We start from the raw sequence: 22,710 nt of genomic DNA, 5'->3' as shown, positions 1-22,710 counted from the left end.
GGTGACATGCACGACGGGCGGCCATTACGCGCATCGAACCATCGTGGAAACCGTTCGAGACGGGTCATTTCTTTCGCAGCTGCGAAATTCGTTCGCATTCCCGCACCGTCCCCGGCCGGCGGCCGAGGGACCGCCGCACGCCGGATCGCGGCCGGTCCGGGAGGACCCCGGTCAGCCGCCGCGGACCTGCATCTGGCGGTCGAGCTGGCGGCGCAGCTCCACCGGCAGCGGGTGGTGCGGCCCGTACGTCCGCTCGGTGTCGTACAGCAGCGCCTGGAGGTGCCCGCGCGCCGCCGCGTGATCACCGACCGCGAGCAGCAGCTGCCCGATGCGCCCGCGGATCTCGAAGGAACGGGCCGGGTCGTTGCCCGTCGCGTACCGGTTCTCGTAGTACGGCAGCACCGCGCGGTACTCCGCGAGCGCGGCAGCCGGCTCGCCCAGCTGCTCCAGGCACTGCGCCGCGTCGTAGCGGTACTGCAGCGTCTGGCTGTCGGCAGGTCCGGCCTCCACCGCGCGGTCGTCGGCGAGGCGCCGCAGTTCGGGCAGGGCGCGGCGGTACTGGCCGTCGTCCATCAGGGTCGCCGCGTACTGCTTGCGCAGGATGCGGACCACCGGGGAGCTCTCGCCGTGCTGTTCGGCCGCGGCCGGGAGGATGCCGCCGAGTATGTCCACGGCCTGGGTGATCCTGCCCTGCCCGAGCAGTTGCTTGACCTCGTCGACGGCGGCCGCGACATCCGGTTTGGCGGCCACCGGCGCGGGCTGCGCGGCGGGCGGCGTGTTGACGCGGTCGGGCCAGGGGGCGTGCGGCCGCAGAAAGGGCCGGGTCGGGTCCAGCGGGCCGCCCGGCAGCCCCGTTCCACGGGTCGGGAGGAGCGGGGTGAGGTGCTCGTACACCTCCTGGGCGCTCGCCGGGCGGTGCTGCGGGTCCTTGGCGAGCAGTCGGAGCACGAGTGCTTCGAGGGCCTCCGGGACCTCGGGCCGGATCTGGCGGACCGGGATCGGCGGTTCGTAGAGGTGGCGGTGCAGCACCCCGAGGGCGGTGGAGCCGGAGAACGGAACGTCTCCGCTGAGCAGTTCATGGAGGAGCACGCCGAGCGCGTACAGGTCGGTGTACGGGCCGACGGCGCCGCCCATCGCCTGTTCGGGCGCCATGTAGGCGGGCGACCCGATCGGCGTTCCGGTGTGGGTGAGGCGGGTGGTGTCGCTGTCGAGGACGGAGGCGACACCGAGGTCGAGCACCGTGACCGAGCCGTCCGGGCGCACCATCAGATTGCGGGGCTTGAGGTCCCGGTGGACGATCGGCACGGCGTGCACCGCGGAGAGCGCCGCGCAGAGCTGGGCGGCGACGGCGACGGACCACTGCCACGGGTACGGGTCGTGCTCGGCGAGATGGTCGGCGAGGTCGGAGCCCTCGACGTACTGCATGACGAGGAACAGGTCGTCGCCGTCACTGCCCGCGTCGTGGACGGTGACCAGGCCCGGGTGGTCCACCTGGGCGGTCACCCGGCACTCGCGGACGAACCGGCGGCGCAGCTCGTCGACCGCATCACTGCCGGTGGGGCCGGCCACCCGGTCGGGCCGGAGCAGCTTCACCGCGACCCGGCGGTCGAGGCGTTGGTCGTACGCCGTCCACACCTGACCCATGCCGCCCTGGCCGAGTACGGTCGCCAGCTCGTACCGCCCGGCGATGACACGTCCGCTCAACGGTCCTGCTCCTTGCGGAGGTAGTCGCTCAGCTCGTCGAGCTCGGCGCGCACCTGGTCGATCCGGTGCGGCGGGTTCGGCGCGGCGGTGGGCCGCGCGGGCGGGGGCTGCGCCGCGGACGGCGGCTGGACCTGCGGCTGGTACCGGGGCGGCTGAGGCTGCGGGTACGGCTGAGGCTGCGGCTGAACGGGCAGCGGGCCGTGCATGGGCGTGGTGGTCAGGTAGCCGTACCCCGGCACCGGCGGCGGATACCCGCCGCCGAACTGCTCCTTCGCGAGCTGCTCGTAGTGGCGGATGTCCCCGAACAGGTAGTACGCGACAGCGCCGATGATCGCCAGGAACAGCAGCGGTATGAAGACGTAGTCGATGCCGTGCGCCTCGGGGTTGCTGTCGTCCCTGCCGATGACCGGCAGCAGCACGCAGACCAGCACGAAGCCGCCACCGGTGAGCCACCCGTCGGACACCCGGCGCCGCACGATCGCCAGCCTCAGCAACGGGGCCCACAGCAGGAGCCCGATCGAACCCACCGCGAGCACGACGAACAGCACGCGCATCGAGACGATCCAGGCCCGGCTGGGGACCCGGCGCTGCGGCGTCGGCGGATGACCCGGGGCGTACATGGCTGCTCCTGGTACCTGGTGGTGGAAGTCCCGCGCGCACCCGGACGAACCCGAACGGGTGTCCGTACGCGTGCGCGCGCAGATCTGGCAGATCCGAGCGTAGAGGGCGACCACCGCAACAGCCCCCGGGTTGTGCGGAACCGTTGTGGTTCCGATCACTCCGGCGTGATCGTTCCGTCCGTCAGACCGTCGTACATCCCCTGGACCAGCTGTCCGCCGAGCCGGCCGGTGAGCCGTAGCGCGTCCTCGAACGTGGCCAGGGCGCGGAACCGGTCCCCGTAGCGCTGCTGCTCGGCCAGTGGCAGCCGCGGCAGTTGGAGGCGGCGGGCGTCCAGCCGGGTGGCGGTGGACGCGTAGCTGCTGGCCTGCCGGTTGTTGGCGGTGCCGCGAAGGAAACCGGCGAGGAACCACGGATCGAGGGCGCCCGGATCGGGGCGCAGCAGCTGGAGGTTGCGGCCCAGCGCGGCGCCCGCGGTCGCCTCGTCGATCACCCGGGCGACGGAGCCGCCGCCGAGTACGGGGACGACGACATCGCCCGGTTCGACGAGGACGGGTTCCTCCGGCGGCCCGTCGGCGGCCGCCGGACCGGCGGGGAGCGTTCCGGAGGGGGCGGCGGAGCCGAGCACGTCGTGTTCCGTGAGGACGGGGGCGGTTCCGGTACCGGAGCCTCCGGTACGGAGCTGGAGGGCGCCGGCCCGGGCGAGTTCGCCGACCGTGGTGAGGGGCCAGTGGGCCGGGCCCGAGATGTCCGCGGGCGGCGGGGTGAGGGTCGCGGTCAGCCGGAGTGTCTCGGCCAGCCGGTCCCGTACATGGGTGAGTGCGGCCGGTCCGCCGCCCGCAGCCGGGGACGGCAGGTGCCGGGCGGGGGCCAGATCCACGTCGTCGTCGAGGAGTTCGATGACGGGGACGGCCCGGCCGGACCCCGGCCGCTCCCGGCCGGTTCCGGTCCCCCCGTCCCGGTCGAACGGCTCCCAGGCGTCGAGCACCGCGCTGCGCACCGCCTGCCAGTCCAGCCGGTCGCGTCCGCCCTGGGCGGCGGAACCGGCGGGGGCCGCGGGCGACTCGGCCGGCTCGGCGGTGTCCACGAGCAGCAGTTCGGGCGAGGGCCGGACACCGGTGCCGGGCTTGCGCAGCACCCAGAGGTGGAGCGGGATGCCGTACGGGGGCGCCGCGCCGGGCGGGAGGGCGATGACGGCACGCAGCGCGCCGCGGCGCAGCAGATCGGCGCGGATCCGCCGGCCCGAACGGCGCGACGCGGCGGCCGGAGGCATCAGCAGGACGGCGGTGCCGCCCTCGCGCAGATGGGCCAGGGAGTGCTGGATCCAGGCGAGCTCGGACTCGGTGCGGGCCGGGAAGCCGTACTCCCAGCGCGGGTCGTAGGCGAGCTCGTCGTGGCCCCAGTTGCGTTCGTTGAACGGCGGGTGGCAGAGCACGGCGTCGACGGCCAGCCGCGGGAACGCGTCGGCGCGCAGTGTGTCGCCGGTCCGCACGACGACCGTGGCGGGGGCGTCGCCGTCGGTGCCGGAGCGCAGGGCGAGGCGGAGTGCGCTGAGCGCGGCGAGGTCCGGGTCGGCGTCCTGCGCGTACAGGGCGTCCGGGCGGCTCACCGCGCAGAGCAGGGCCCCGGTGCCGGTGGCCGGGTCGAGGACCGTACGTGCGGGCCGCCCGCCGGTCCGCACGAGGGCCGCCATCAGTTCGGCGAGGCCGGGCGGTGTGAGGGTGAACTGGCGCGGGTTGGCGGTGAGCTGGCGGCCGAGCAGGAACTCGAAGGCCTGGTGGGCACCGATCTCACCGGCGAGTTCGGCGACCGCGCGCAGCAGCGGGACGGACGGGAGCAGCTCCTCGGCGGTGGGGGCGTGAACAGCCCGTACCGGCCCGTCGCCGTCCGCGTCCGCGGTGGCCGGCCCGAGACGCGTCGTGAGCAGGCTGCTGAGGGCGGGGTGCAGCACGTCGGCCATCCGTGCGTCGGAGACGGCGGCGATCTCCAGCCAGGCAGTGGGCCGGTCGCGGACCAGCAGCAGGGCGCAGCCCGCGTGGACCAGGGCGGGAACAGCACCGGACGGGTGTCCGGCCAGCTGCTGCCAGACCCTTTCCCGGAGCGGCACTTCGGCGAGTTTCCCCTGTTCGCGCAGCCACCGTTCGACCTCGGACAGTGCGAAGGAGGGACTGGTCTCGGTGCCGCCCACCGGTTTGGGGAAGTCGGCGTGCCGGCGACGCCAGTTGCTGACGGCGGCGCGCCCCACCCCCGCGAGCCGGGCGATTCCGGCCGCGGTCACCTCTGTCGAGTTCTCCGGCACTGGCTGTCTCCCTGGTCGGGACGCGTCCACGTGTATCCGCGCCGCCTGCTGTGTCGGCGAGCATACCGACCCCACTGCGCGAGATCGATTCACAGCGTGCATCAATCCATTTCCCGTGAACGGTGTTGACTCGGTTCACAAGCTCTGCTGTTATTGACCTGTCGCTGCATCAGATGGTGCGGCGGACCGCTCATCACTCATCCCTGCACTTGCCGGAGGGCACAGCCATGTCCCAGTTCACCCAGCCGCCGCAGTCGCCCCAGTCCGCCCAGTCCCCCCAGCCGCAGCAGCCGTACGGCCCCGACCTGACTCCGGGCCTGCGCCCCGCCCGCAACGGGCTCGGCATCTCCGCGTTGATCCTCGGTCTCATCGGCGCCGTCTCGGGTCTCGTCCCGTTCTTCTTCTGGCTGGCCGGCATCCTCGGCCTCATCGCCCTGATCCTCGGCCTGGTCGGCCGCGGGCGGGCCAAGCGCGGCGAGGCCACCAACAAGGGCATGGCCACGTTCGGCGCGGTTCTCGGCCTGATCGCGCTGATCCTCTCGGTCGTCGGCGCGGTGATCACGTTCAAGGCGGTGGACGACGCGGTGAACGACCTCGGCAAGGCCGTGTCGGACACCACGGCCTCCGCGAAGCCGGAGGCCGGGTCCACGGGCTCCGCCAAGGACAAGAAGAAGGACACCGCGAAGGCGCTGGAGGCCGGCGACTCGGCCGTGTACGACGACGACCTGACAATCACGGTCGGCGACGCGACCTCGTACACCCCTGACCCGTTCGCCGCCGGTCACACGAAGGGCAACAAGGCCTACCGGATCGCGGTCGTCATCGAGAACGCCGGCAAGGAGAAGTTCGACGCGGCGCTCGTCAACGTCGAGGCGCGGGCCGGCAAGGACGGTGTGGACGCCGAGCAGATCTTCGACGGCAAGGTCGGCGAAGGCTTCAGCGGCACGGTCCTGCCCGGCAAGAAGGTCACCGTCCAGTTCGCCTTCGACGCCCCGGCGGACGCCAAGAACCTGACCGTCGAGGTCAACCCCGGCTTCACCTACGACGCCACCCAGTGGGACCTGAAGCTCTAGCGGTGCCCGGCGGACATCCGCCGGCACCCGCCGGTCCCCGCTGATCCCCGCTGATCCCCGCACCGACCGGAGCCCCGCCATGCGTCTGCTCACCCGCATCGCCGTCACCGCTCTCCGCACGGCGACAGCGGCTCTCTGCACCGTCACCGCCCTGGGACTCACGGCCTGCGCCCCGGTCTTCGCCCAGCAGCAGGACACCGCACCGTTCGCCCGGCTCAGCGGTCCCGAGGTCGTCGACAAGGCCCTCGCGGCGACCCGGGCGGCCACCTCGGTCCGCATCGCCGTCACCACGCGGTCGCCCGACGGAGCCCCGGTCCGGGCATACGTCGCCACCGGCCTCAGGGGCCGGTGCACGGTGACGCTCTCCATGGGCGCGGCGGGCACGATGGAACTGGTGCGGACCGGCGGGACCGTCTACACGCAGTCCGACGAGGCGATGCTGCGGGAGGCGGGCAGGGGCCGCCCGCGCGCCGACGTCGACACCGAGGCCCGGAAGCTGACGGGGCGCTGGGTGAAGGCGCGCACCGCCGACCGGTACACGGCGCAGACCCTGAGCTACTGCGACCGGGAGGAGTTCCTCGACCGCCTGGCGCGCAGCAGCGGCACCGCCCGCAAGGGCGAGGTCACCGGCGACGGCCCCACCTCCTCCCTCTCCCTCACCGGCAAGGCGGGCGACGGGACCTGGTCGGCGGCGGTCGCCACCGAGGGCGGACCGCACCTCCTGAGGCTGCGCTTCGGTACCGGGACCCCGCTGAGCGTCCGCTTCTCCGGGTTCGGCACACCCTTCACGGCTGCGAGACCGGCCCTCTGAGATCCGGCCCTCTGAGATCCGGCAGGAAGAGATCCGGCAGGAAGAGATCCGGCAGGAAGAGATCCGGCAGGAACCCGCCCACCCGGGCGGGTTCCTGCCACGTTCACGCCCGGTGCCGCACCCACACGTTGGGCTCCACGTACACCGCGTACCCGTGCGTCACCGAGCACTGCACCGGCACCAGCGCCCCCGGCACCTCCACCGGACCGTTCGCGTCGAACGGCAGCCCGGTCCAGGTCCGCCACCGCGCGAGCGAACCCGACACCGTCATCGACACCGGCGCCACCGCCTCGATCACCCCGCCCACCCGCACATGGACGCGCAGCCACGGGTCGTACGGCAGTCCGTCCTCCGCCCGGGTCCGCCGGGCGTACTCCTCCATCGGCGCCGATGCGTCCAGGTGCTTGGCGCTCGGCCGCACCGGAGCGACGAGATCCTGGAATCCGAGCTTCCGCGCGTTCGCCCGCATCGCGGCCACCATCCGCTCCGAGATCCCCCGCCCCTGGAACCCCACGGCCACGGCGATCTCGATCGCGCTGACCGTGTCCGGTGCGCGCCCGAACCGCAGATCCGAGAACGCCCACAGCAGCACCTGGTCCCAGCCCCCCTCGGGCAGTTCCCCTCGCCCCGGGGCGTGCAGCGCGAACGGCACGCTGTACGCCTTCGCGACGACGGTGCCCTCCGGGTCCGTCGCGACGAGCACGTACTGCGGGAACTCGACCGCGATCCTCGGGTAGTTCGCCCAGCCGACCAGGTCCTCCAGCACGAACTGCGGCCAGGTGTCGGGCATCTCCTGCAGGGGACCGGCAAGTTCGGGACGTTCGGCGAGAGTGGTGATGTGCAGCTCCATCCGCCCCACGCTAGGCAACGCGGTCCCCGGAGCCAACCGGTTTGGCGGCGGCCCCGGCCGCGGGGTCGCCCTCGCCCGTACGCCCCGGCCCCGTCACCCGCCGCACTGCGTCAGCATCGCCCGCTTGTCGGCGGCGGTCACCGGAAGTGCGTACTTCAGCGAGACCTGCGCGAACCGCACCGCGTACGAGCAGCGGATCTGCTTGGACGGCGGCAGCCAGGACGCCGGTCCCGAGTCCCGCTTGGCGTTGTTGGCCGGGCCGTCCACCGGGATGAGGTTGAGCGGGTCGTTGGCGATCTGCTGCCGTTTGGCGTCGGGCCAGTGGGCCGCGCCCATCTGCCAGTCGTACGACAGCGGCATGACGTGGTCGATCTGGACCTTCGTCGCCTGCTGCTTGCGCCATTCGATGGTGGAGCCGGTATACGGGTCCGCGAGGGTCATGGAGACGACCACGCAGTCCGAGCCGGAACGCAGCTCGACGTCCTTCCCGTCCCTGGCCAGCAAGTCGTTTCGGGTGTCGCAGCCGTTGTGGGACAGCGGTACGCCGTCGACCGAGTCCTTCCAGGCGTAGCCGAACTTGTCCCGCTCGTAACCGGTCTTCGGGCCGCGCCCCTTGGTGGCCACCTTCTCGATGATCCGCCGGGCGGCGGACCGGTCGGCGTCGGTGGTCAGGGGCGCGAGACCCGGCTTGGTGCCGTCGGAGTTGTCCAGCGGGCTGGCGCCGAACCCGCCTGCGGGCCGGCCGCCGGCCTGCGGAGCGCTGCTGCCGCCTCCGGCGGCCACGTCCTCGGGGTCGCAGCCCGCCAGGGCCAGGACCGCCGCCGCGCTCAGGGCGGGGAGCATCACTCGGTACACGCGGGGAGACATCACTCGTAGCCGTCCTGACGGGAAGAGAGCCGAACCCGGGAATCCTACGGACGTCTTCCCCGCCGGCGGACATTCATGACCGCGGCCGGCGAAGGACGCGATCCCGATCACCCCGGCCGGGTCTCAGACCTTCCCGATTCCGAGCGTCGTCTCGGACGGCAGCAGCCCGGATCCGAGCACCGCCACCCACAGCGGCCCCAGCAGCTCGACGAGCCGCTCCCGTCCCGCCGTTCCGAGTGCCCGCCAGGGTGCGGCCGCCTGCTCGTCCGTACGCCGCTCGACCTCGGCGCGCAACGTCCGGCCCGCCTCCGTCGCCGTGCCGTCCTTCTCCGACAGGCCGCGTTCCAGCAGCCGCTGACGGGCCGCGTCCCACTCCCCGCCGCTCCAGCCCCGGCTCGCGAACACCTCCGGGCGTGCGGCGCCGATGCCCGCGAACGAGACCAGCGACTCGACCGGGTCGAGTCCCGCCCCCGCGAGTGCGGCGACATGCCCGTCCCCTCGGTGCTCACGCAGGACGGTCGCCGCGTGCCAGAGCACCAGGTGCGGCGCGTCCGGCCACGACAGGGCGGCGTTGGCCCCGGCCAGCGGGCGGCCGGTCACCTCCGCGGCCTCGGCGGCGCGCCGGGCCAACGCGGCGGCCTCGGCGACCTCCTGGCCGGTGGCCAGGTCCCCGAACAGCGCCCGGTAGGCACGGTCCACCGCCCGCGTGCGGGCCGCGAGCACCGCGTCGGGCGAGGCGGTGGACCAGGCTGCCGGGATGTACTCGCGCACCATGCCCGGACTGAAGCTGTAGAAGGTCTCGACGACCCGCTCCGCACCGGCCGCCCCCAACGGAGCCGCCCGCCAGGCGAAGTAGCCGGGCCAGCGCTCCTCGGTGCGGTAGCCGAGCGCGGCGGCCTCCTCGAAGGCCTCCGGCGCGTAGTAGAGCACCGCGTGCAACGGCTCCAGCAGGTGCCACATCTGACGTACGCGACCCAGTTCCTCGGACATGTCTCCGCCCTCCGGCCTTCCACATCTTGTCACTGACTAGTTTTAGAGAATGCTCGCCCCACCAGAACTTGTCAATGCCTAGATTCCGCGTACTGTGCTGCCCATGAGCAGCGAGCGCACCTACCACCACGGCGACCTGCGGCGGGCCGTCCTCACCGCGGCACTCGACGTCATCCGCACCGAGGGTCCGGACGCACTGAGTCTGCGCGACCTGGCCCGCCGCGCCGGTGTCTCCCACGCCGCCCCCGCCCACCACTTCGGCGACCGCACGGGCCTGCTGACCGCCATCGCCGCCGAGGGGTACGGGCTCTTCGCCGACGCCCTCACCGACGCGCCGGACCTGCGGGAGAGAGGCGTGCGGTACGTACGGTTCGCGACCGACCACCCGGCGCACTTCCAGGTGATGTTCCGACCGGAGCTGCACCGCGCCGACGACCCGGAGCTCCTCGCCGCGAAGGCCCGCGCGGCGCGGGCGCTGAGCGCCGGCGTGGACGCGCTCCCCGCCCCGGGACGCGGTACCGACAGCCGTCTCGCGGGGGTGGCCGCCTGGTCACTGGCCCACGGCTACGCCACCTTGCTGCTGAGTGGCAACCTGACCGGCCCGCTGGGCGACCGGAACCCCGAGGAGGCGTTCCGGTCGCTCACCGGGCTGTTGTTCAGGACCCCAGAATCGTCGTGAGGAACTCCCCCGTCCAGGCCAGCAGTTCGCGGCCGACGACCGGCTTGCCACCGATCTTCCCGGTGGTCGGGCGCGGCACCAGGATCTGCCGGACAGCCGGCTTGATGATCGTCTTGGGGTAGAGGCGCTTCAGCCGGAGTTCCTGCGACTCGCGCAGCTCCACCGGGGCGAACCGGATGTTCGACCCCTGGAGCACGACGTCGCCGACGCCGCAGGCACGGGCCAACATCCGCAGGCCCGCGACCAGCAGGAGGTTCTCGACCGGCTCCGGGAGCTTGCCGTAGCGGTCGGTGAGCTCCTCGCGGACCGCCTTGATGTCGTCCTCCGTGGTGGCGGACGCGATCGCGCGGTACGCCTGGAGACGCAGCCGCTCCCCGGGGGCGTAGTCGTGCGGGACGTGCGCGTCGACCGGGAGCTCGATCTTGACCTCCAGCGGCGGCTCCTCCTCCACACCGCCTTCGAGCGAGGCCCGGTAGTCGGCGACGGCCTCGCCGACCATGCGTACGTACAGGTCGAAGCCGACGCCCGCGATGTGGCCGGACTGTTCGCCGCCCAGAAGGTTTCCGGCGCCGCGGATCTCCAGGTCCTTCATGGCCACGTACATGCCCGCACCCATCTCCGTGTGCTGGGCGATCGTGGCCAGGCGCTCGTGGGCGGTCTCGGTGAGCGGCTTCTCCGGCGGGTACAGGAAGTACGCGTACCCGCGCTCGCGGCCTCGGCCGACGCGGCCGCGCAGCTGGTGGAGCTGGGAGAGGCCGAAGTTGTCGCCGCGCTCCACGATCAGGGTGTTGGCGTTGGAGATGTCGATGCCGGACTCGACGATGGTGGTCGAGACCAGGACGTCGAACTTCTTCTCCCAGAAGTCCACCACCACCTGCTCCAGGGCCTGTTCGGACATCTGACCGTGGGCGGTCGCGATCCGGGCCTCGGGAACGATCTCACGGAGCCGGGCAGCCGCCCGGTCGATCGACTCGACCCGGTTGTGGATGTAGAACGCCTGCCCCTCCCGGAGCAGCTCGCGGCGGATCGCCGCCCCGATCTGCTTCTCCTCGTACGGCCCGACGAAGGTGAGGACCGGGTGGCGCTCCTCGGGCGGCGTGGTGATCGTGGACATCTCGCGGATGCCGGTGACCGCCATTTCGAGCGTCCGGGGGATGGGCGTCGCGGACATCGTCAGGACGTCGACGTTGGCCCGTAGCTTCTTCAGCTGTTCCTTGTGCTCGACGCCGAAGCGCTGCTCCTCGTCGACGATGACCAGCCCCAGGTCCTTGAACTTCGTCTCGGAGGAGAACAGCCGGTGGGTGCCGATGACCAGGTCGACGGAGCCCTCGCGCAGACCCTGAAGGGTCGTCTTCGATTCGGAATCGGACTGGAAGCGGCTCAGCGCCCTTACGCTGACCGGGAATTGGGAGTAGCGCTCGGTGAACGTGCCGTAGTGCTGCTGGACCAGGAGTGTGGTGGGGACGAGGACGGCGACCTGCTTGCCGTCCTGCACCGCCTTGAACGCGGCCCGGACCGCGATCTCCGTCTTGCCGTAACCGACGTCGCCGCAGATCAGCCGGTCCATCGGAACCGACTTCTCCATGTCCTCCTTGACCTCGGCGATGGTGGTCAGCTGGTCGGGCGTCTCCGCGTACGGGAAGGCGTCCTCCAGCTCGCGCTGCCAGGGGGTGTCCGGGCCGAAGACATGGCCGGGCGCCGCCATCCGGGCCGAGTACAGCTTGATCAGGTCGGCGGCGATCTCCTTGACCGCCTTCTTGGCGCGTGCCTTGGTCTTCGTCCAGTCGGCGCCGCCGAGCCGGTGCAGCGTGGGGGCCTCGCCGCCGACGTACTTGGTGACCTGTTCCAGCTGGTCGGTCGGGATGTAGAGGCGGTCGCCGGGCTGGCCGCGCTTGGCGGGGGCGTATTCGACCAGCAGGTACTCGCGGGTGGCGCCCTGCACCGTACGCTGCACCATCTCGATGTAGCGGCCCACGCCGTGCTGCTCGTGGACGATGTAGTCGCCCGCCTCCAGCGTCAGCGGGTCGATCGTCTTCCTGCGGCGGGCCGGCATCCGGCCCAGGTCCTTGGTGGCGGTGCGCTGACCCGTCAGATCCGTCTCGGTGAGCACGGCGAGCTTCAGCGCGGGGTCCACGAAGCCGTGGTCGATCGCACCGCACGAGACATGGACGAGGGACGGCGAGATCTCCGCCAGGTCCGGGTCCAGGCGGGCCGCGATGCCTTCGCCGCCGAGCACCTCGACGGTACGGGAGGCGAGACCCTGCCCCTCGGTGACGTACACCGTGCGCCAGCCGTCGGCGAGCCAGCCCTTGGTGTCCGCGAGTGCCCGGGCGGTGTCGCCTCGGTACGACTCCGGGGCGTGCATCGTGAGCTTCAGGGTGTCCTCGTCGAGCTCGGCGTCGGCGGCGAACGGGGAGACCGACCACCACATCATGTCCAGCTCGCGGGCCCGGTCGCGGACGTCCGCGATGCCCCACAGGGAGGCCGCACCGACATCGATCGGCGCGTCGCCGCCGCCCGCCGTCGCCGCCCAGGACGCCTGGAGGAACTCCTGACTGGTGGCGACCAGGTCGGCCGCCCTGGTGCGGACCCGCTCCGGGTCGCAGACCAGCGCCATCGAGCCCTTCGGCAACACGTCGAGCAGCAGCTCCATGTCGTCGACGAGAACCGGGGCGAGGGACTCCATGCCCTCCACCGCGATCCCCTCGGCGATCCTGCCGAGCAGCTCGCCGAGCTCCGGATGCTGTTCGGCGAGGGCCGCGGCCCGTTCACGCACCTCGTCGGTGAGCAGGAGCTCGCGGCAGGGCGGCGCCCACAGTCCGTGCTCGGCGATCTCCAGCGACCGCTGGTCGGCAATCTTGAAGTAGCGGATCTCCTCGACGTCGTCACCCCAGAACTCCACCCGGAGGGGGTGCTCCTCGGTCGGCGGGAAGACGTCCAGGATGCCGCCGCGGACGGCGAACTCGCCGCGCTTCTCGACGAGTTCCACCCGGGAGTACGCGGCCGCCGCGAGTGCCTCCACGGTCTCGCCGAGGTCGGCGCTCTGCCCGATGCGCAGCGCCACCGGCTCCAGGTCGCCGAGCCCCTTGACCTGTGGCTGCAGCACGGATCGCACCGGCGCGACGAGGACACTGACCGGGCCGGTCTCCGGATCGTCGGCCCTGGGGTGCACGAGGCGGCGCAGCACGGCCAGGCGGCGGCCCACGGTGTCCGACCGGGGGGAGAGCCGCTCGTGCGGCAGGGTCTCCCAGGACGGGAACTCGGCGACGCTGTCCGGGGGCAGCAGGGTCCGCAGCGCGGCGGCCAGGTCCTCGGCCTCCCGGCCGGTCGCGGTCACCGCGAGCACCGTCCGGCCGGCCTCGCGGGCCAGCGCGGCCACGGCGAAGGGGCGCGCAGCGGCAGGGCCGACGAGGTCGACATGCATCCGGTGGCCGTCGGTGGCGGCCTTCACCGCTTCGGCGAGTGCCGGGTCACGTACGACGACATCCAGCAGACCGTGCAGGCTCATGAAGGGCTTCCGTCCGGGTAACGAGGGCGAGGTTCCGGCAGCCGGCTGCTGCCAGGGGCAACGCGAAGGGCCCGACACGTTTCACGGGCCGGGGGTTCCCAGCGTACGACTCCCCTGTGACACCCGCGCCCGCAATCCGGCTCGGCGGGCCGGATTGCGGGCGCCCTCCGGCACCGGCCGGCGACCTCCGACGGCACGTCGCACCCCGGCCGCACCCGCTGCGCACCCCGGCCGTCCCCCTGAGGGTGACCACGTCCTCGCGTCCTCTCCCGGCGCGCAGGGGCGCCGCGCCGGGAGCAGCGGCAATGCATCCAGCCCCGGGTGTTTGGAGGAACACCCGGGGCCGGACCAGTCATCCTACGTGGATCTCCGCGGCCGCTATTCGGTGGCGATCGCGTTCAGCACGTTCATCCGGCCCGCCCGGAACGCCGGGACCAGGGCCGCGAACAGGCCGACGAAGGCCGAGCCGACGAAGACCGTGAGGATCGTCGGCCACGGAATCTCGAGCACGCCGAGGCCTTCCAGGGCCAGCAGCTTCTGCGCGGCCGTGCCCCAGCCCATGCCCAGGCCCAGGCCGAGCAGGGCACCGAAGAGAGCGATGACCACCGACTCCAGGCGGATCATGCGGCGCAGCTGGCGCCGGGAGAGGCCGATGGCACGCATCAGGCCGATCTCCCTGGTCCGCTCGACCACCGACAGGGCCAGAGTGTTCACCACACCGAGCACCGCGACGATGATCGCGAGCGCCAGCAGACCGTAGACGATGTTCAGCAGCTGGCCGATCTGGTCCTTCAGGTCCTGCTTGAAGTCGGCCTGGTTCTGCACGGTGTACTGCGGGTACGCGGCGAGGGCGTCCTTGAGGGCGGTGTACGCCTCCTTCTCCTTGCCGTCCTGCGCCTTGGCGAACATGATCATGTTCTTCGGCATCTTGTCGGCGGGGACGTACTTCTCGGCGGTCGTGATGCTGGTGTACATCGCGCCCTTGTCGATGTTCGTGTCGTCCGAGGTGATCGCGGCGACCTTGAGCTTCGCCGTCGCGCCGTCCTTGAACGCGACGGTGATCCGGTCACCGACCTCGACCTTGTGCCGGGTGGCGTACACGTCGCCGACCGACATGGCGTCCTTGCCGTAGGCGTCGGCCAGGTTCCCGGAGACCGTCTCGCGGCGCAGGTCGTCCCGGTACGTCGGGTCAGCGGCGACGACACCCTCGTCCTCGACCGCACCGTCGGGGGTGGTCAGCTTGGCACTGACCGACTTGTAGTCGGTGATGTGCTCGATACCCGGGACGGCCTCCAGGGCCTTCGCCGCCTGCGGCACGATCGGCTGGGGCGGGTCACCGCTCGGCTGGACGATGAAGTCCGCGCCGACCGACCTGTCGAGCTCCTCGGTCGCCGAGGCGACCATCGACGAGCCGACGACGGAGAGGCAGGCGACCAGCGCGAGGCCGATCATCAGGGCCGCTCCGGTCGCTCCGGTACGCCGCGGGTTGCGCAGCGCGTTGCGCTCCGCCATCCGTCCGACCGGTCCGAACATCCGCAGTACCACCGTGCTGAGCACCCGGACCACGAAACCGGCCAGCAGCGGGCCGATCACGATGAGGCCGATCAGGGTGAAGACCACACCGACACCGAGGAAGAGCGATCCGTCGCTCGCCTTGTCGGCCTGCGCCGCGGTGTACAGGGCGGCGCCACCGGCGGCCGTGAGGACCAGACCGATCAGGGCCCGTACCCGGCCGGCGCGGCCGTCCGCCGGGGTGCCGGCATCGCGTAGGGCGGCCATCGGGGAGATCTTCCCGGCCCGGCGGGCCGGGACGTACGCGGCGACGACGGTGACGATGACGCCGAGCGCCAGCCCGAGCACCGGAGTCGTCCAGGCGATCGTGAGGTCCTCGGTGGACAGGTTCATGCCCATGGCGGTCATGAGCTTCATCAGGCCGACGGCGACACCGATTCCGGCACCGACGCCGAGGACGGAGCCGACGAAGCCGAGGAACAGCGCCTCGACCAGCACGGACCGGTTGACCTGCCTGCGGCTGGAGCCGATGGCCCGCATCAGGCCGATCTCGCGGGTGCGCTGGGCCACCAGCATCGAGAAGGTGTTGACGATGAGGAAGATGCCGACGAGGAAGGCGATCCCGGCGAAGCCGAGCATCGCGTACTTCATCACGTCGAGGAAGGAGCCCATCGAGTCCTTGTTGGCGTCCGCGGCCTCCTGCTGGGTCTGGAGCTTGTACGCGGCACTGTCACCGAGGGCGGTGGCGACGTTCTTCTTCAACTGCGTGTCGCTGACACCGGGTTCGGCGGTGACGGAGATGTGGGTGAAGACACCGGGCTTGCCGAGCAGCTTGGTCTGCGCGGTGGCGGTGTCGAGGTAGACGACGGCCGCACCCGGGTTGGTGACCTTGAAGGAGGCGATACCGCTGATCGTCGCCCTGATGTCGCCGGTGACGGCGATGGTGCGCAGCTCGTCACCGATCTTCAGGTGGTGCTTGTCCGCGGTGTCGGCGTCGACCATGACCTCGGTCGGTCCGCGCGGTGCGTGTCCGGAGGTGATCTCCATCGAACGCAGGTCGTTCCGCGTCCAGTTGCCCGCGATCGTCGGGGCGCCGGTCGAGGAGCCCATGTTCTTGTCGTGACGGTCGACGACGGTGACGGACATGCTGGTGACCGCGCCCTCGGCGGTCTTCACCCCGTCCGCCTTCCTGGCCTGCTCGACGGCTGCGGCGGGCAGCGAGACAGGCCTGCCGCTCTGCGGCATCTCGTCGGCGCCCTGCGCGTTCCGGGGGCTGACGGTGACGTCGGCGGAGGTGGCTGCGAAGAGCTTGTCGAACGTGGTGTTCATCGTGTCGGTGAAGACGAGCGTGCCGCACACGAACGCCACCGACAGCATGACCGCGACGGCGGAGAGCGCCATCCGGCCCTTGTGCGCGAAGAAGTTGCGCACCGAGGTCTTCCAGACGGTCATGACGTCCGCCCGCGCGCGTCGAAGTCCTTCATCCGGTCGAGGACCTGGTCGGCCGTCGGGTTGTTCATCTCGTCGACGATGCGTCCGTCGGCGAGATACAGCACCCGGTCCGCGTAGGAGGCGGCCACCGGGTCGTGGGTGACCATCACGATGGTCTGCCCCAGCTCGTCCACCGACCGGCGCAGGAAGTTCAGCACCTCGGCGCCGGCCCGCGAGTCCAGGTTTCCGGTGGGCTCGTCGCCGAAGATGATCTCCGGGCGGGCGGCGAGCGCCCTGGCCACCGCGACGCGCTGCTGCTGACCGCCGGAGAGCTCGGTGGGCCGGTGCTTCAGCCGCTCGGCGAGGCCCACCGTCTCCACGACCTGGCGCAGCCAGTCGGCGTCGGGCTTGCGGCCCGCGATGTCCATCGGCAGCGTGATGTTCTCCAGCGCGTTGAGCGTGGGCAGCAGGTTGAACGCCTGGAAGATGAAGCCGATCCGGTCCCGGCGGAGCTGGGTGAGCTTCTTGTCCTTGAGCCTGGTGATCTCGGTTTCGGCGAGGTGGATCTCGCCCGAGCTCACCGTGTCCAGGCCCGCCAGGCAGTGCATCAGGGTCGACTTGCCCGAGCCCGACGGCCCCATGATCGCCGTGAACTGCCCGCGGGCGATGTCCACGTCGACACGGTCGAGTGCGACGACCCGGGTCTCCCCCGTGCCGTACGCCTTGACGACCTGCCGCGCCCGCGCAGCGACGGCCGTACGCCCTCCAGTGCCCCCGTGCCTGGGAATGGTTACAGCCGTTGTCACGGTGATTCTCCTCTGTGGGTGAAGACGTGGCTTCGAGTGGGAAGCGGCCGGTGAGTCCGGCCGGGCCGGCGTGGTGACGGCGGCGGTCCTACCGCCCTCGCCCCGCCGGTACCGAGTCTGGTGTCCGGAGGTGGTCCGGCGCGCTGGTGCGCAGCGCAGTCTTGAGGTGGGGTTTTCCCCACCCCGCCCCCTGCGGTCACCCGCATTCGCGCTGTAGGAACACGCTAAGGAACGGGCTCCCGCCGCCACGTCCTCCGCCGGGAGGAACCGCCCCTGGACAGAAGTAAGGAGCTACCCCTAGGGGTCCGGGGCGCCCGGTGGAGCCGGGTCTCAGGGACTCGGCCCCGGGGTGGCCGCGGCCCGTTCCGCTGCACCCCCACGGCAACGGGTGAGACAGTGTCCCCGGGAAAGTACGTGCATGGGGAAGGGATCTTTGTGAGCGGCGCGGCCGGCGGCACCGAAGCGATATCCGGGTCCGGAGTGGGCCCCGCACCCTCCCCGGCCGCGCCCCGGGGCCGCGGCCCCGTCGTGGCCGCGCTGATGCTCGGGATGGCGCTGACCGCCATCGACGGCACCATCGTCTCCACCGCGGTCCCGCAGATCGTCGGTGACCTCGGCGGCTTCGCCGTCTTCTCCTGGCTCTTCTCCGGCTATCTGCTGGCCGTCACCGTCACTCTGCCGGTCTACGGCAAGCTCTCCGACACCTTCGGCCGCAAGCCGGTGCTGATCGCCGGGATCATCCTCTTCCTGATCGGTTCGGTGCTCTGCGCCGGCGCCTGGAGCATGGCTGCGCTGATCGCCTTCCGTGTCGTCCAGGGACTCGGCGGCGGAGCGCTGCAGGGCACGGTGCAGACCATCGCCGCCGACCTCTACCCGCTCAAGGAACGCCCCAGGATCCAGGCCAAGCTGTCCACCGTCTGGGCCACGTCAGCCGTCGCCGGGCCGGTGATCGGCGGGCTGCTCGCGTCGTACGCGGACTGGCGCTGGATCTTCCTGATCAACCTGCCGGTGGGGGCGGTCGCGCTCTGGCTGGTCGTACGCCACCTCCATGAGCCGTCCCGCATCCGCCGCGCCGCCGGGGCACCCCGGCCCCGTATCGACTGGGCGGGTGCGCTCGCCGTCTTCGCGACCGGCGCCCTGCTGCTGACCGCGCTCGTGCAGGGCGGGGTCGCCTGGCCCTGGCTGTCCGCGCCGTCGCTCGGCCTGCTTGCCGCGAGCGCCGCCCTCGCCGCACTGACCGTGGTCATCGAGCGGCGCGCCGCCGACCCGGTGATCCCCGGCTGGGTCTGGCGGCGGCGGACCATCGCCTCCGTCAATCTGGCCCTGGGCGCGATGGGGCTGCTGATGGTCGCGCCGACCGTCTTCCTGCCGACGTACGCCCAGTCGGTCCTCGGTCTCGGCCCGATCGCCGCCGGGTTCGTGCTCTCGGTGATGACGCTGAGCTGGCCGGTGTCGGCCGCGCTCTCCAACCGCGTCTACAACCGCATCGGCTTCCGCCGTACCGCGATCATCGGGATGAGCTGCGCGCTCCTCGTCCTGCTGGCCTTTCCGCTGCTGCCGTATCCCGGTGCGCCCTGGCAGCCCGCGCTGATCATGCTGTTGCTGGGCGCCGCGCTGGGACTGTTCCAACTGCCGCTGATCGTCGGGGTCCAGTCGACGGTCGGCTGGTCCGAGCGGGGTACGACGACGGCTTCCGTGCTCTTCTGCCGGCAGGTCGGCCAGAGCCTGGGCGCCGCGCTCTTCGGGGCCGTCGCCAACGGGGTCCTCGCGTCCCGGCTGGTCCACGCGCCGGTACCCGGGCTGCCGGGCGACCTGGACGCGGTCTCGCGCGCACTGGACGACCCCGGCGCGCTCTCCGCCGCCGCGACGGACTACCTGCGGCGGGCCGTCGACGCCGCGGTCGACCAGGTCTACCTCGGGGCCGCGGCGGCTGCGGCGGTGGCCGTGCTGGTGCTGGTCTTCGTGGCGCCGCGCCGCTTCCCGATCCTCACCGAGGACCCCGCAGCCGCCGACGGAACGGACGCCGGCGGCACCGCCGAACCGCCCAGGGACTAGACATCTGAAAGGTTACCGCGGGTAGTTCGGAGCAACCCTTCCCCAGCCCACTACCCGCTAGTAACGTACGCGCTTCAACAGCGCACCCGCGCTCCTGCCTTGCAGTCCTCCCCGGACCCGAGCCGCGCAAGGAGCAGCATCACGATGTCGCACGAACCCCCGCACATGGATCCGTCGCACCGGCCTCCGTACCGCCCCTCGCCCGGACCCCGCCACCACCGGCCGCAGCCGTCCCACCGGCCGCGCTACCAGCCCCCGCAGGACCCCGACTTCCTGCTGCCCTGGCAGAGTTCGGCGCCCTCGCGCCCACCGCGGTGGCCGACCCCGCCCACCACCCCCGTCCCCGCTCCCGGCCACCACAGCGATCTGCGCCGACTGCGCGCCGCCTACCGCACACTGCGGCGCGGCACGACGCTGACCGCCCTCGGCTTCTTCACGCTCTTCCTCCTGCTTTCCGGCTTCGCACCGGGTCTGATGACCCACCCCATCGGCAGCGGTCTCACCATCGGGCTGGCCCTCGGCCTGTGCCAGCTCCCGGTGACCCTGCTCGCGATCACCCTGTACGAGCGGACCGCCCGGCGCACCGTCGACCCGCTCGCCGCCGAACTCCGAAGAACGGGAACGGTCAGATGAACGGATTCAAGGACTCCGCACAGACGATGTCCCTGGCGGCCTTCATCGCCGTGGCCACCGTCACCCTGCTGCTCTGCGTCATGACCGGCCCGGACCGCGACGACCTCGACGAGTTCTACACCGGCTACCGATCGCTCTCCCCGATACGCAACGGACTCGCCATCGCCGGCGACTACCTGTCCGCGGCGACCCTCCTGGGCACCACCGGGATCATCGCCCTCACCGGCTACGACGGCCTCGTCCTCGCGCTGAGCACCGCTCTCTCGCTCGTCCTGCTGATGTTCCTGCTGGCCGAACCCCTGCGCAACGCGGGCCGGTTCACCATGGGAGACATGCTCACCCGGCGCGCCCCGGGCCGGGCGGTCCGCATCGCCGCCTGCGGCGTCACCCTCGCCGCACTCGTCCCCCTGATGGTCGTACAGCTCGCCGGCAGCGGTGATCTGCTCGCCTTCATCCTGGGTTTCGACAGCTCCGGATTCCGCACCGGCTGCATCATCGTGCTCGGCATCGTGATGATCAGCTACGCCGCGATCGGCGGGATGAAGGGAACCGCCCTGATCCAGATCGTCAAGACGGTCGTCCTCCTCGCCGCCTGCCTCACGATCTCCGCACTGGTCATGCACCGCTTCGGCTGGTCCGCCGGCGCGCTGCTCGCAGCCGCCCAGCAGGGCAGCGGCGCCGGAGCCGCCTATCTGCGCTCGGGGCTGCAGTTCGGCGGCAGCGGGATCGACATGGTGAGCTCCGAACTGACCGTGGTGCTCGGCGCCGCCTGTCTCCCGCACATCACCATGCGGATGTCGAGCGCCCGCAGCGCACAGGCCGTCCGGCGCTCACTGTCCTGGGCGGTCTCGGTGGTCGTCGGGCTCTGCCTGCTGCTCACCGTGATCGGGTTCGGCGCGGCGGCACTGGTCGGCCACAACCTCATCGTCGCCGCCGGAGCACAGGGCAACGGTTCGATCCTGCAGGTCAGCGGCGCGGTCGCGGGCAGCGGCGAAATCGGTGCGCTGGTCATCACCACCATGACGACGGCCATCTTCCTGACACTGCTCGCCTCCGTCGCGGGAATGATCCTGGCCTGCGCGAACTCGCTCGCCCACGATCTGTTCGCCAACGGACTGCACGGGATACGCGACCGGGACAAGGAACCGGTCGAGGGACGCATCGAGATGGGCACCGCCCAGGCCGCCGCGGTCGGCGTCGGCCTGCTCGCCATCACGCTCGCCGTGCTGGCCCGGCACTGGAACGTCCAGGCGCTCGTGACCCTCTCCTTCTGCGTCGGAGCGTCGGCGCTGGCCCCGGCGCTCGTCTACAGCATGTTCTGGCGGCGCTTCACCCGTACCGGAGTGCTCTGCACCCTCATCGGCGGCACCGTCGCCGTGCTGGTGCTGATCACCGGCACCAATCTGGTCTCGGGATCGCCCGCCTCGGTCTTCCCCGGGCACAACTTCAACTGGTTCCCGTTCACCACGACCGGACTCGTGTCGATCCCGGCCGGCTTCCTGGCGGGGTGGCTGGGAACCGTGCTCGGCGGGCGTACCGCGGCCGAGGAACGCCGGCTGTACGAGGCCGAGGAGCCATGGATCCTGGCGGGCGCACCGCCTGCGACAGGACGCCGCGGCGGGTGAGTCTGGCGCGGGGCCCGGGTCGGGGTCGTCAGGAGCCGGTGAGGCCGCGGCGCGCCCGCGACGGCCGGCCCCCGGCCCCGCCCCGTCCCCCGGGCCGCACGCCCGGTGATCCGTCAGTCCTGCGCAGGCGCCGCACGGCCGGTGAGCGCCGCGAGGGAGTTGCGTACATGCGCCATGTGCGCCTGCACCTCCTCGCGACCCTCCTCGTGCTCCCGCAGGATCCGCGCGGTCTCCCTGACCACCCGCTCCTCGCGCACCCTGGCCGCCGCGACCAGCTCCGCAGCCTGCGCCTCGGCGTCCTCCTGGCCGTGCCGCGCCGCCTCCTCGGCATCCGCCAGCGTCCGTCGCGCCTCCGCCAGCCGCGCCTCCGCCCGGCCGGTCAGCTCGTCGTGGTGCGCGGTCAGAGCCGCCTCGGCACCGGCCAGCTCACGCTCGGCCGCCTGCCACCGCTCGGCGTGCTCCTGCTCCTGACGGGCCAGCACGCTCGCGGTGCGGTGACGCGTCTGCGTCACCGCGGTGTGCGCCTCCTGCCGCACCTCCGCAGCCTCCTCACGGGCCGCGGAGAGCAGAGTCTCGGCGCTCTCACCGGCCGCGGCGACCGCGGCGTCGGCCTCGGCACCGGCGGCGGACCGCACGGCGTCGGAGTCCGCGCGGGCCGCGTCACGGAGCGCACGCGCCGCACCGTCCGCCGCGTCCCGCAGCGCCTGCGCCTCCTCCTGCGCGGCGCCGCGCACCGCCCGCACCTCCGCTTCGGCGAGTGCCACGATCTCCTGGGCCCGCTCACCGAGCGAGGCGTACGTCTGCGGGGCGAGCACGGCGACGGCCTCGGCCAGCCGGACCGACTCGGCCTCCAGCTCCTCGGCCAGCGCGGTCAGCCGGGACAGCTTCTCCCACGCCGCGTCCCGTTCCGCCGACAGTCCGGCCACCGCACCGTCCACCTGCTCCGGGCGGTAGCCACGTCCCCGCATCACGGCGAAGCCGTGCGCGGACACCGGTGCAGCACTCATCGTTGAAGCCCCTCTCCGACTCTCCGACACCAAGCAATACGTCAAGGATGCGGCAATTGGCAGAGAAGTCGGAATCGCATCGGTGCTTTCCGGACGGAAGCGACGGGTGTCACAGAAAGCCGTGGGGGCCGGCCCCCCGGGGGGGTGCGGGGGGCCCGGGGGGCGCGGGGGGGGTGCGTGTAAGCCCGCCCCCAACAGTTGGAGGCGGACCCCCCCAGGAAAGGAAAAAAAAAAGACGGGGC

16 protein-coding genes are annotated in these 22,710 nt (G+C 71.9%); 6 read left to right on the top strand and 10 right to left on the bottom strand.

The window, feature by feature from the left end; all coding sequences use genetic code 11:
* Positions 1-171: 171 nt before the first annotated feature.
* From ACFVXE_RS06460 to ACFVXE_RS06450, 3 genes are all read right to left on the bottom strand, one after another.
* Entirely contained in the window at positions 172-1,704 is a 1,533-nt protein-coding gene (locus ACFVXE_RS06460) for a protein kinase (protein ID WP_389669731.1), read from the bottom strand.
* Complete coding sequence (locus ACFVXE_RS06455) at positions 1,701-2,324, bottom strand: hypothetical protein (RefSeq protein ID WP_389669730.1); 624 nt, start codon at positions 2,322-2,324, stop codon at positions 1,701-1,703. The genes ACFVXE_RS06460 and ACFVXE_RS06455 overlap by 4 nt, the downstream gene beginning before the upstream one ends.
* Before the next feature lie 155 nt (positions 2,325-2,479).
* Positions 2,480-4,621, bottom strand: a complete 2,142-nt coding sequence (locus tag ACFVXE_RS06450; protein ID WP_389669729.1) for an N-6 DNA methylase — start codon at positions 4,619-4,621, stop codon at positions 2,480-2,482.
* 227 nt (positions 4,622-4,848) lie between these two features.
* Between ACFVXE_RS06450 and ACFVXE_RS06445 the strand changes: the two genes are divergently transcribed.
* Both ACFVXE_RS06445 and ACFVXE_RS06440 read left to right on the top strand, forming a co-directional pair.
* Positions 4,849-5,694: a DUF4190 domain-containing protein gene (locus ACFVXE_RS06445; protein WP_389669727.1), complete on the top strand. Its 846-nt coding sequence runs from the start codon at positions 4,849-4,851 to the stop codon at positions 5,692-5,694.
* A 79-nt stretch (positions 5,695-5,773) separates the two neighbouring features.
* Positions 5,774-6,505: a hypothetical protein gene (locus ACFVXE_RS06440; RefSeq protein ID WP_389669725.1), complete on the top strand. Its 732-nt coding sequence runs from the start codon at positions 5,774-5,776 to the stop codon at positions 6,503-6,505.
* 103 nt (positions 6,506-6,608) lie between these two features.
* Here the strand turns inward: ACFVXE_RS06440 and ACFVXE_RS06435 are convergent, their stop codons facing one another.
* The 3 genes from ACFVXE_RS06435 to ACFVXE_RS06425 form a co-directional block, all read right to left on the bottom strand.
* On the bottom strand, positions 6,609-7,355 hold the full coding sequence (locus ACFVXE_RS06435) for an N-acetyltransferase (RefSeq protein ID WP_389669723.1): 747 nt from the start codon (positions 7,353-7,355) through the stop codon (positions 6,609-6,611).
* A 93-nt stretch (positions 7,356-7,448) separates the two neighbouring features.
* On the bottom strand, positions 7,449-8,222 hold the full coding sequence (locus ACFVXE_RS06430; protein WP_389669721.1) for an HNH endonuclease family protein: 774 nt from the start codon (positions 8,220-8,222) through the stop codon (positions 7,449-7,451).
* Between the two features lie 123 nt (positions 8,223-8,345).
* Positions 8,346-9,212, bottom strand: a complete 867-nt coding sequence (locus ACFVXE_RS06425) for a hypothetical protein (protein WP_389669719.1) — start codon at positions 9,210-9,212, stop codon at positions 8,346-8,348.
* A 103-nt stretch (positions 9,213-9,315) separates the two neighbouring features.
* Between ACFVXE_RS06425 and ACFVXE_RS06420 the strand changes: the two genes are divergently transcribed.
* Positions 9,316-9,891 (top strand): TetR/AcrR family transcriptional regulator, encoded by a 576-nt coding sequence (locus tag ACFVXE_RS06420; RefSeq protein WP_389669717.1) that lies wholly within the window; start codon positions 9,316-9,318, stop codon positions 9,889-9,891.
* On the opposite strand, the gene mfd is transcribed toward ACFVXE_RS06420, so the two are convergent.
* From mfd to ACFVXE_RS06405, 3 genes are all read right to left on the bottom strand, one after another.
* On the bottom strand, positions 9,869-13,399 hold the full coding sequence (gene mfd / locus ACFVXE_RS06415) for a transcription-repair coupling factor (protein WP_389669715.1): 3,531 nt from the start codon (positions 13,397-13,399) through the stop codon (positions 9,869-9,871). The two genes, ACFVXE_RS06420 and mfd, sit on opposite strands and share 23 nt — an antisense overlap.
* Positions 13,400-13,777: 378 nt before the next feature.
* Positions 13,778-16,363 (bottom strand): ABC transporter permease, encoded by a 2,586-nt coding sequence (locus tag ACFVXE_RS06410; protein WP_389669713.1) that lies wholly within the window; start codon positions 16,361-16,363, stop codon positions 13,778-13,780.
* Entirely contained in the window at positions 16,360-17,148 is a 789-nt protein-coding gene (locus tag ACFVXE_RS06405) for an ABC transporter ATP-binding protein (RefSeq protein WP_389669711.1), read from the bottom strand. Before ACFVXE_RS06405 ends, ACFVXE_RS06410 begins: the two co-directional genes overlap by 4 nt.
* A gap of 435 nt (positions 17,149-17,583) precedes the next feature.
* Here ACFVXE_RS06405 and ACFVXE_RS06400 point away from each other — a divergent pair, with 435 nt between their 5' ends.
* From ACFVXE_RS06400 to ACFVXE_RS06390, 3 genes are all read left to right on the top strand, one after another.
* Positions 17,584-19,203: an MFS transporter gene (locus ACFVXE_RS06400; RefSeq protein WP_389669709.1), complete on the top strand. Its 1,620-nt coding sequence runs from the start codon at positions 17,584-17,586 to the stop codon at positions 19,201-19,203.
* A 144-nt stretch (positions 19,204-19,347) separates the two neighbouring features.
* Positions 19,348-19,836, top strand: coding sequence for a DUF485 domain-containing protein (locus ACFVXE_RS06395; protein ID WP_389669707.1), 489 nt, complete (start codon positions 19,348-19,350; stop codon positions 19,834-19,836).
* A complete protein-coding gene (locus ACFVXE_RS06390; RefSeq protein WP_389669705.1) occupies positions 19,833-21,461 on the top strand; it encodes a cation acetate symporter in 1,629 nt (542 codons plus the stop codon). Before ACFVXE_RS06395 ends, ACFVXE_RS06390 begins: the two co-directional genes overlap by 4 nt.
* 113 nt (positions 21,462-21,574) lie before the next feature.
* Here ACFVXE_RS06390 and ACFVXE_RS06385 read toward each other — a convergent pair whose 3' ends face one another.
* Positions 21,575-22,468, bottom strand: coding sequence for a cellulose-binding protein (locus ACFVXE_RS06385; RefSeq protein WP_389669703.1), 894 nt, complete (start codon positions 22,466-22,468; stop codon positions 21,575-21,577).
* Between the last annotated feature and the right edge of the window lie 242 nt (positions 22,469-22,710).

The sequence above is a fragment of the Streptomyces sp. NPDC058231 genome (assembly GCF_042882275.1).
GTDB lineage: Bacteria > Actinomycetota > Actinomycetes > Streptomycetales > Streptomycetaceae > Streptomyces.
The sequence above is the reverse complement of the archived record's forward strand: the minus strand, read 5'-3'. Positions and strand labels throughout refer to the sequence as shown.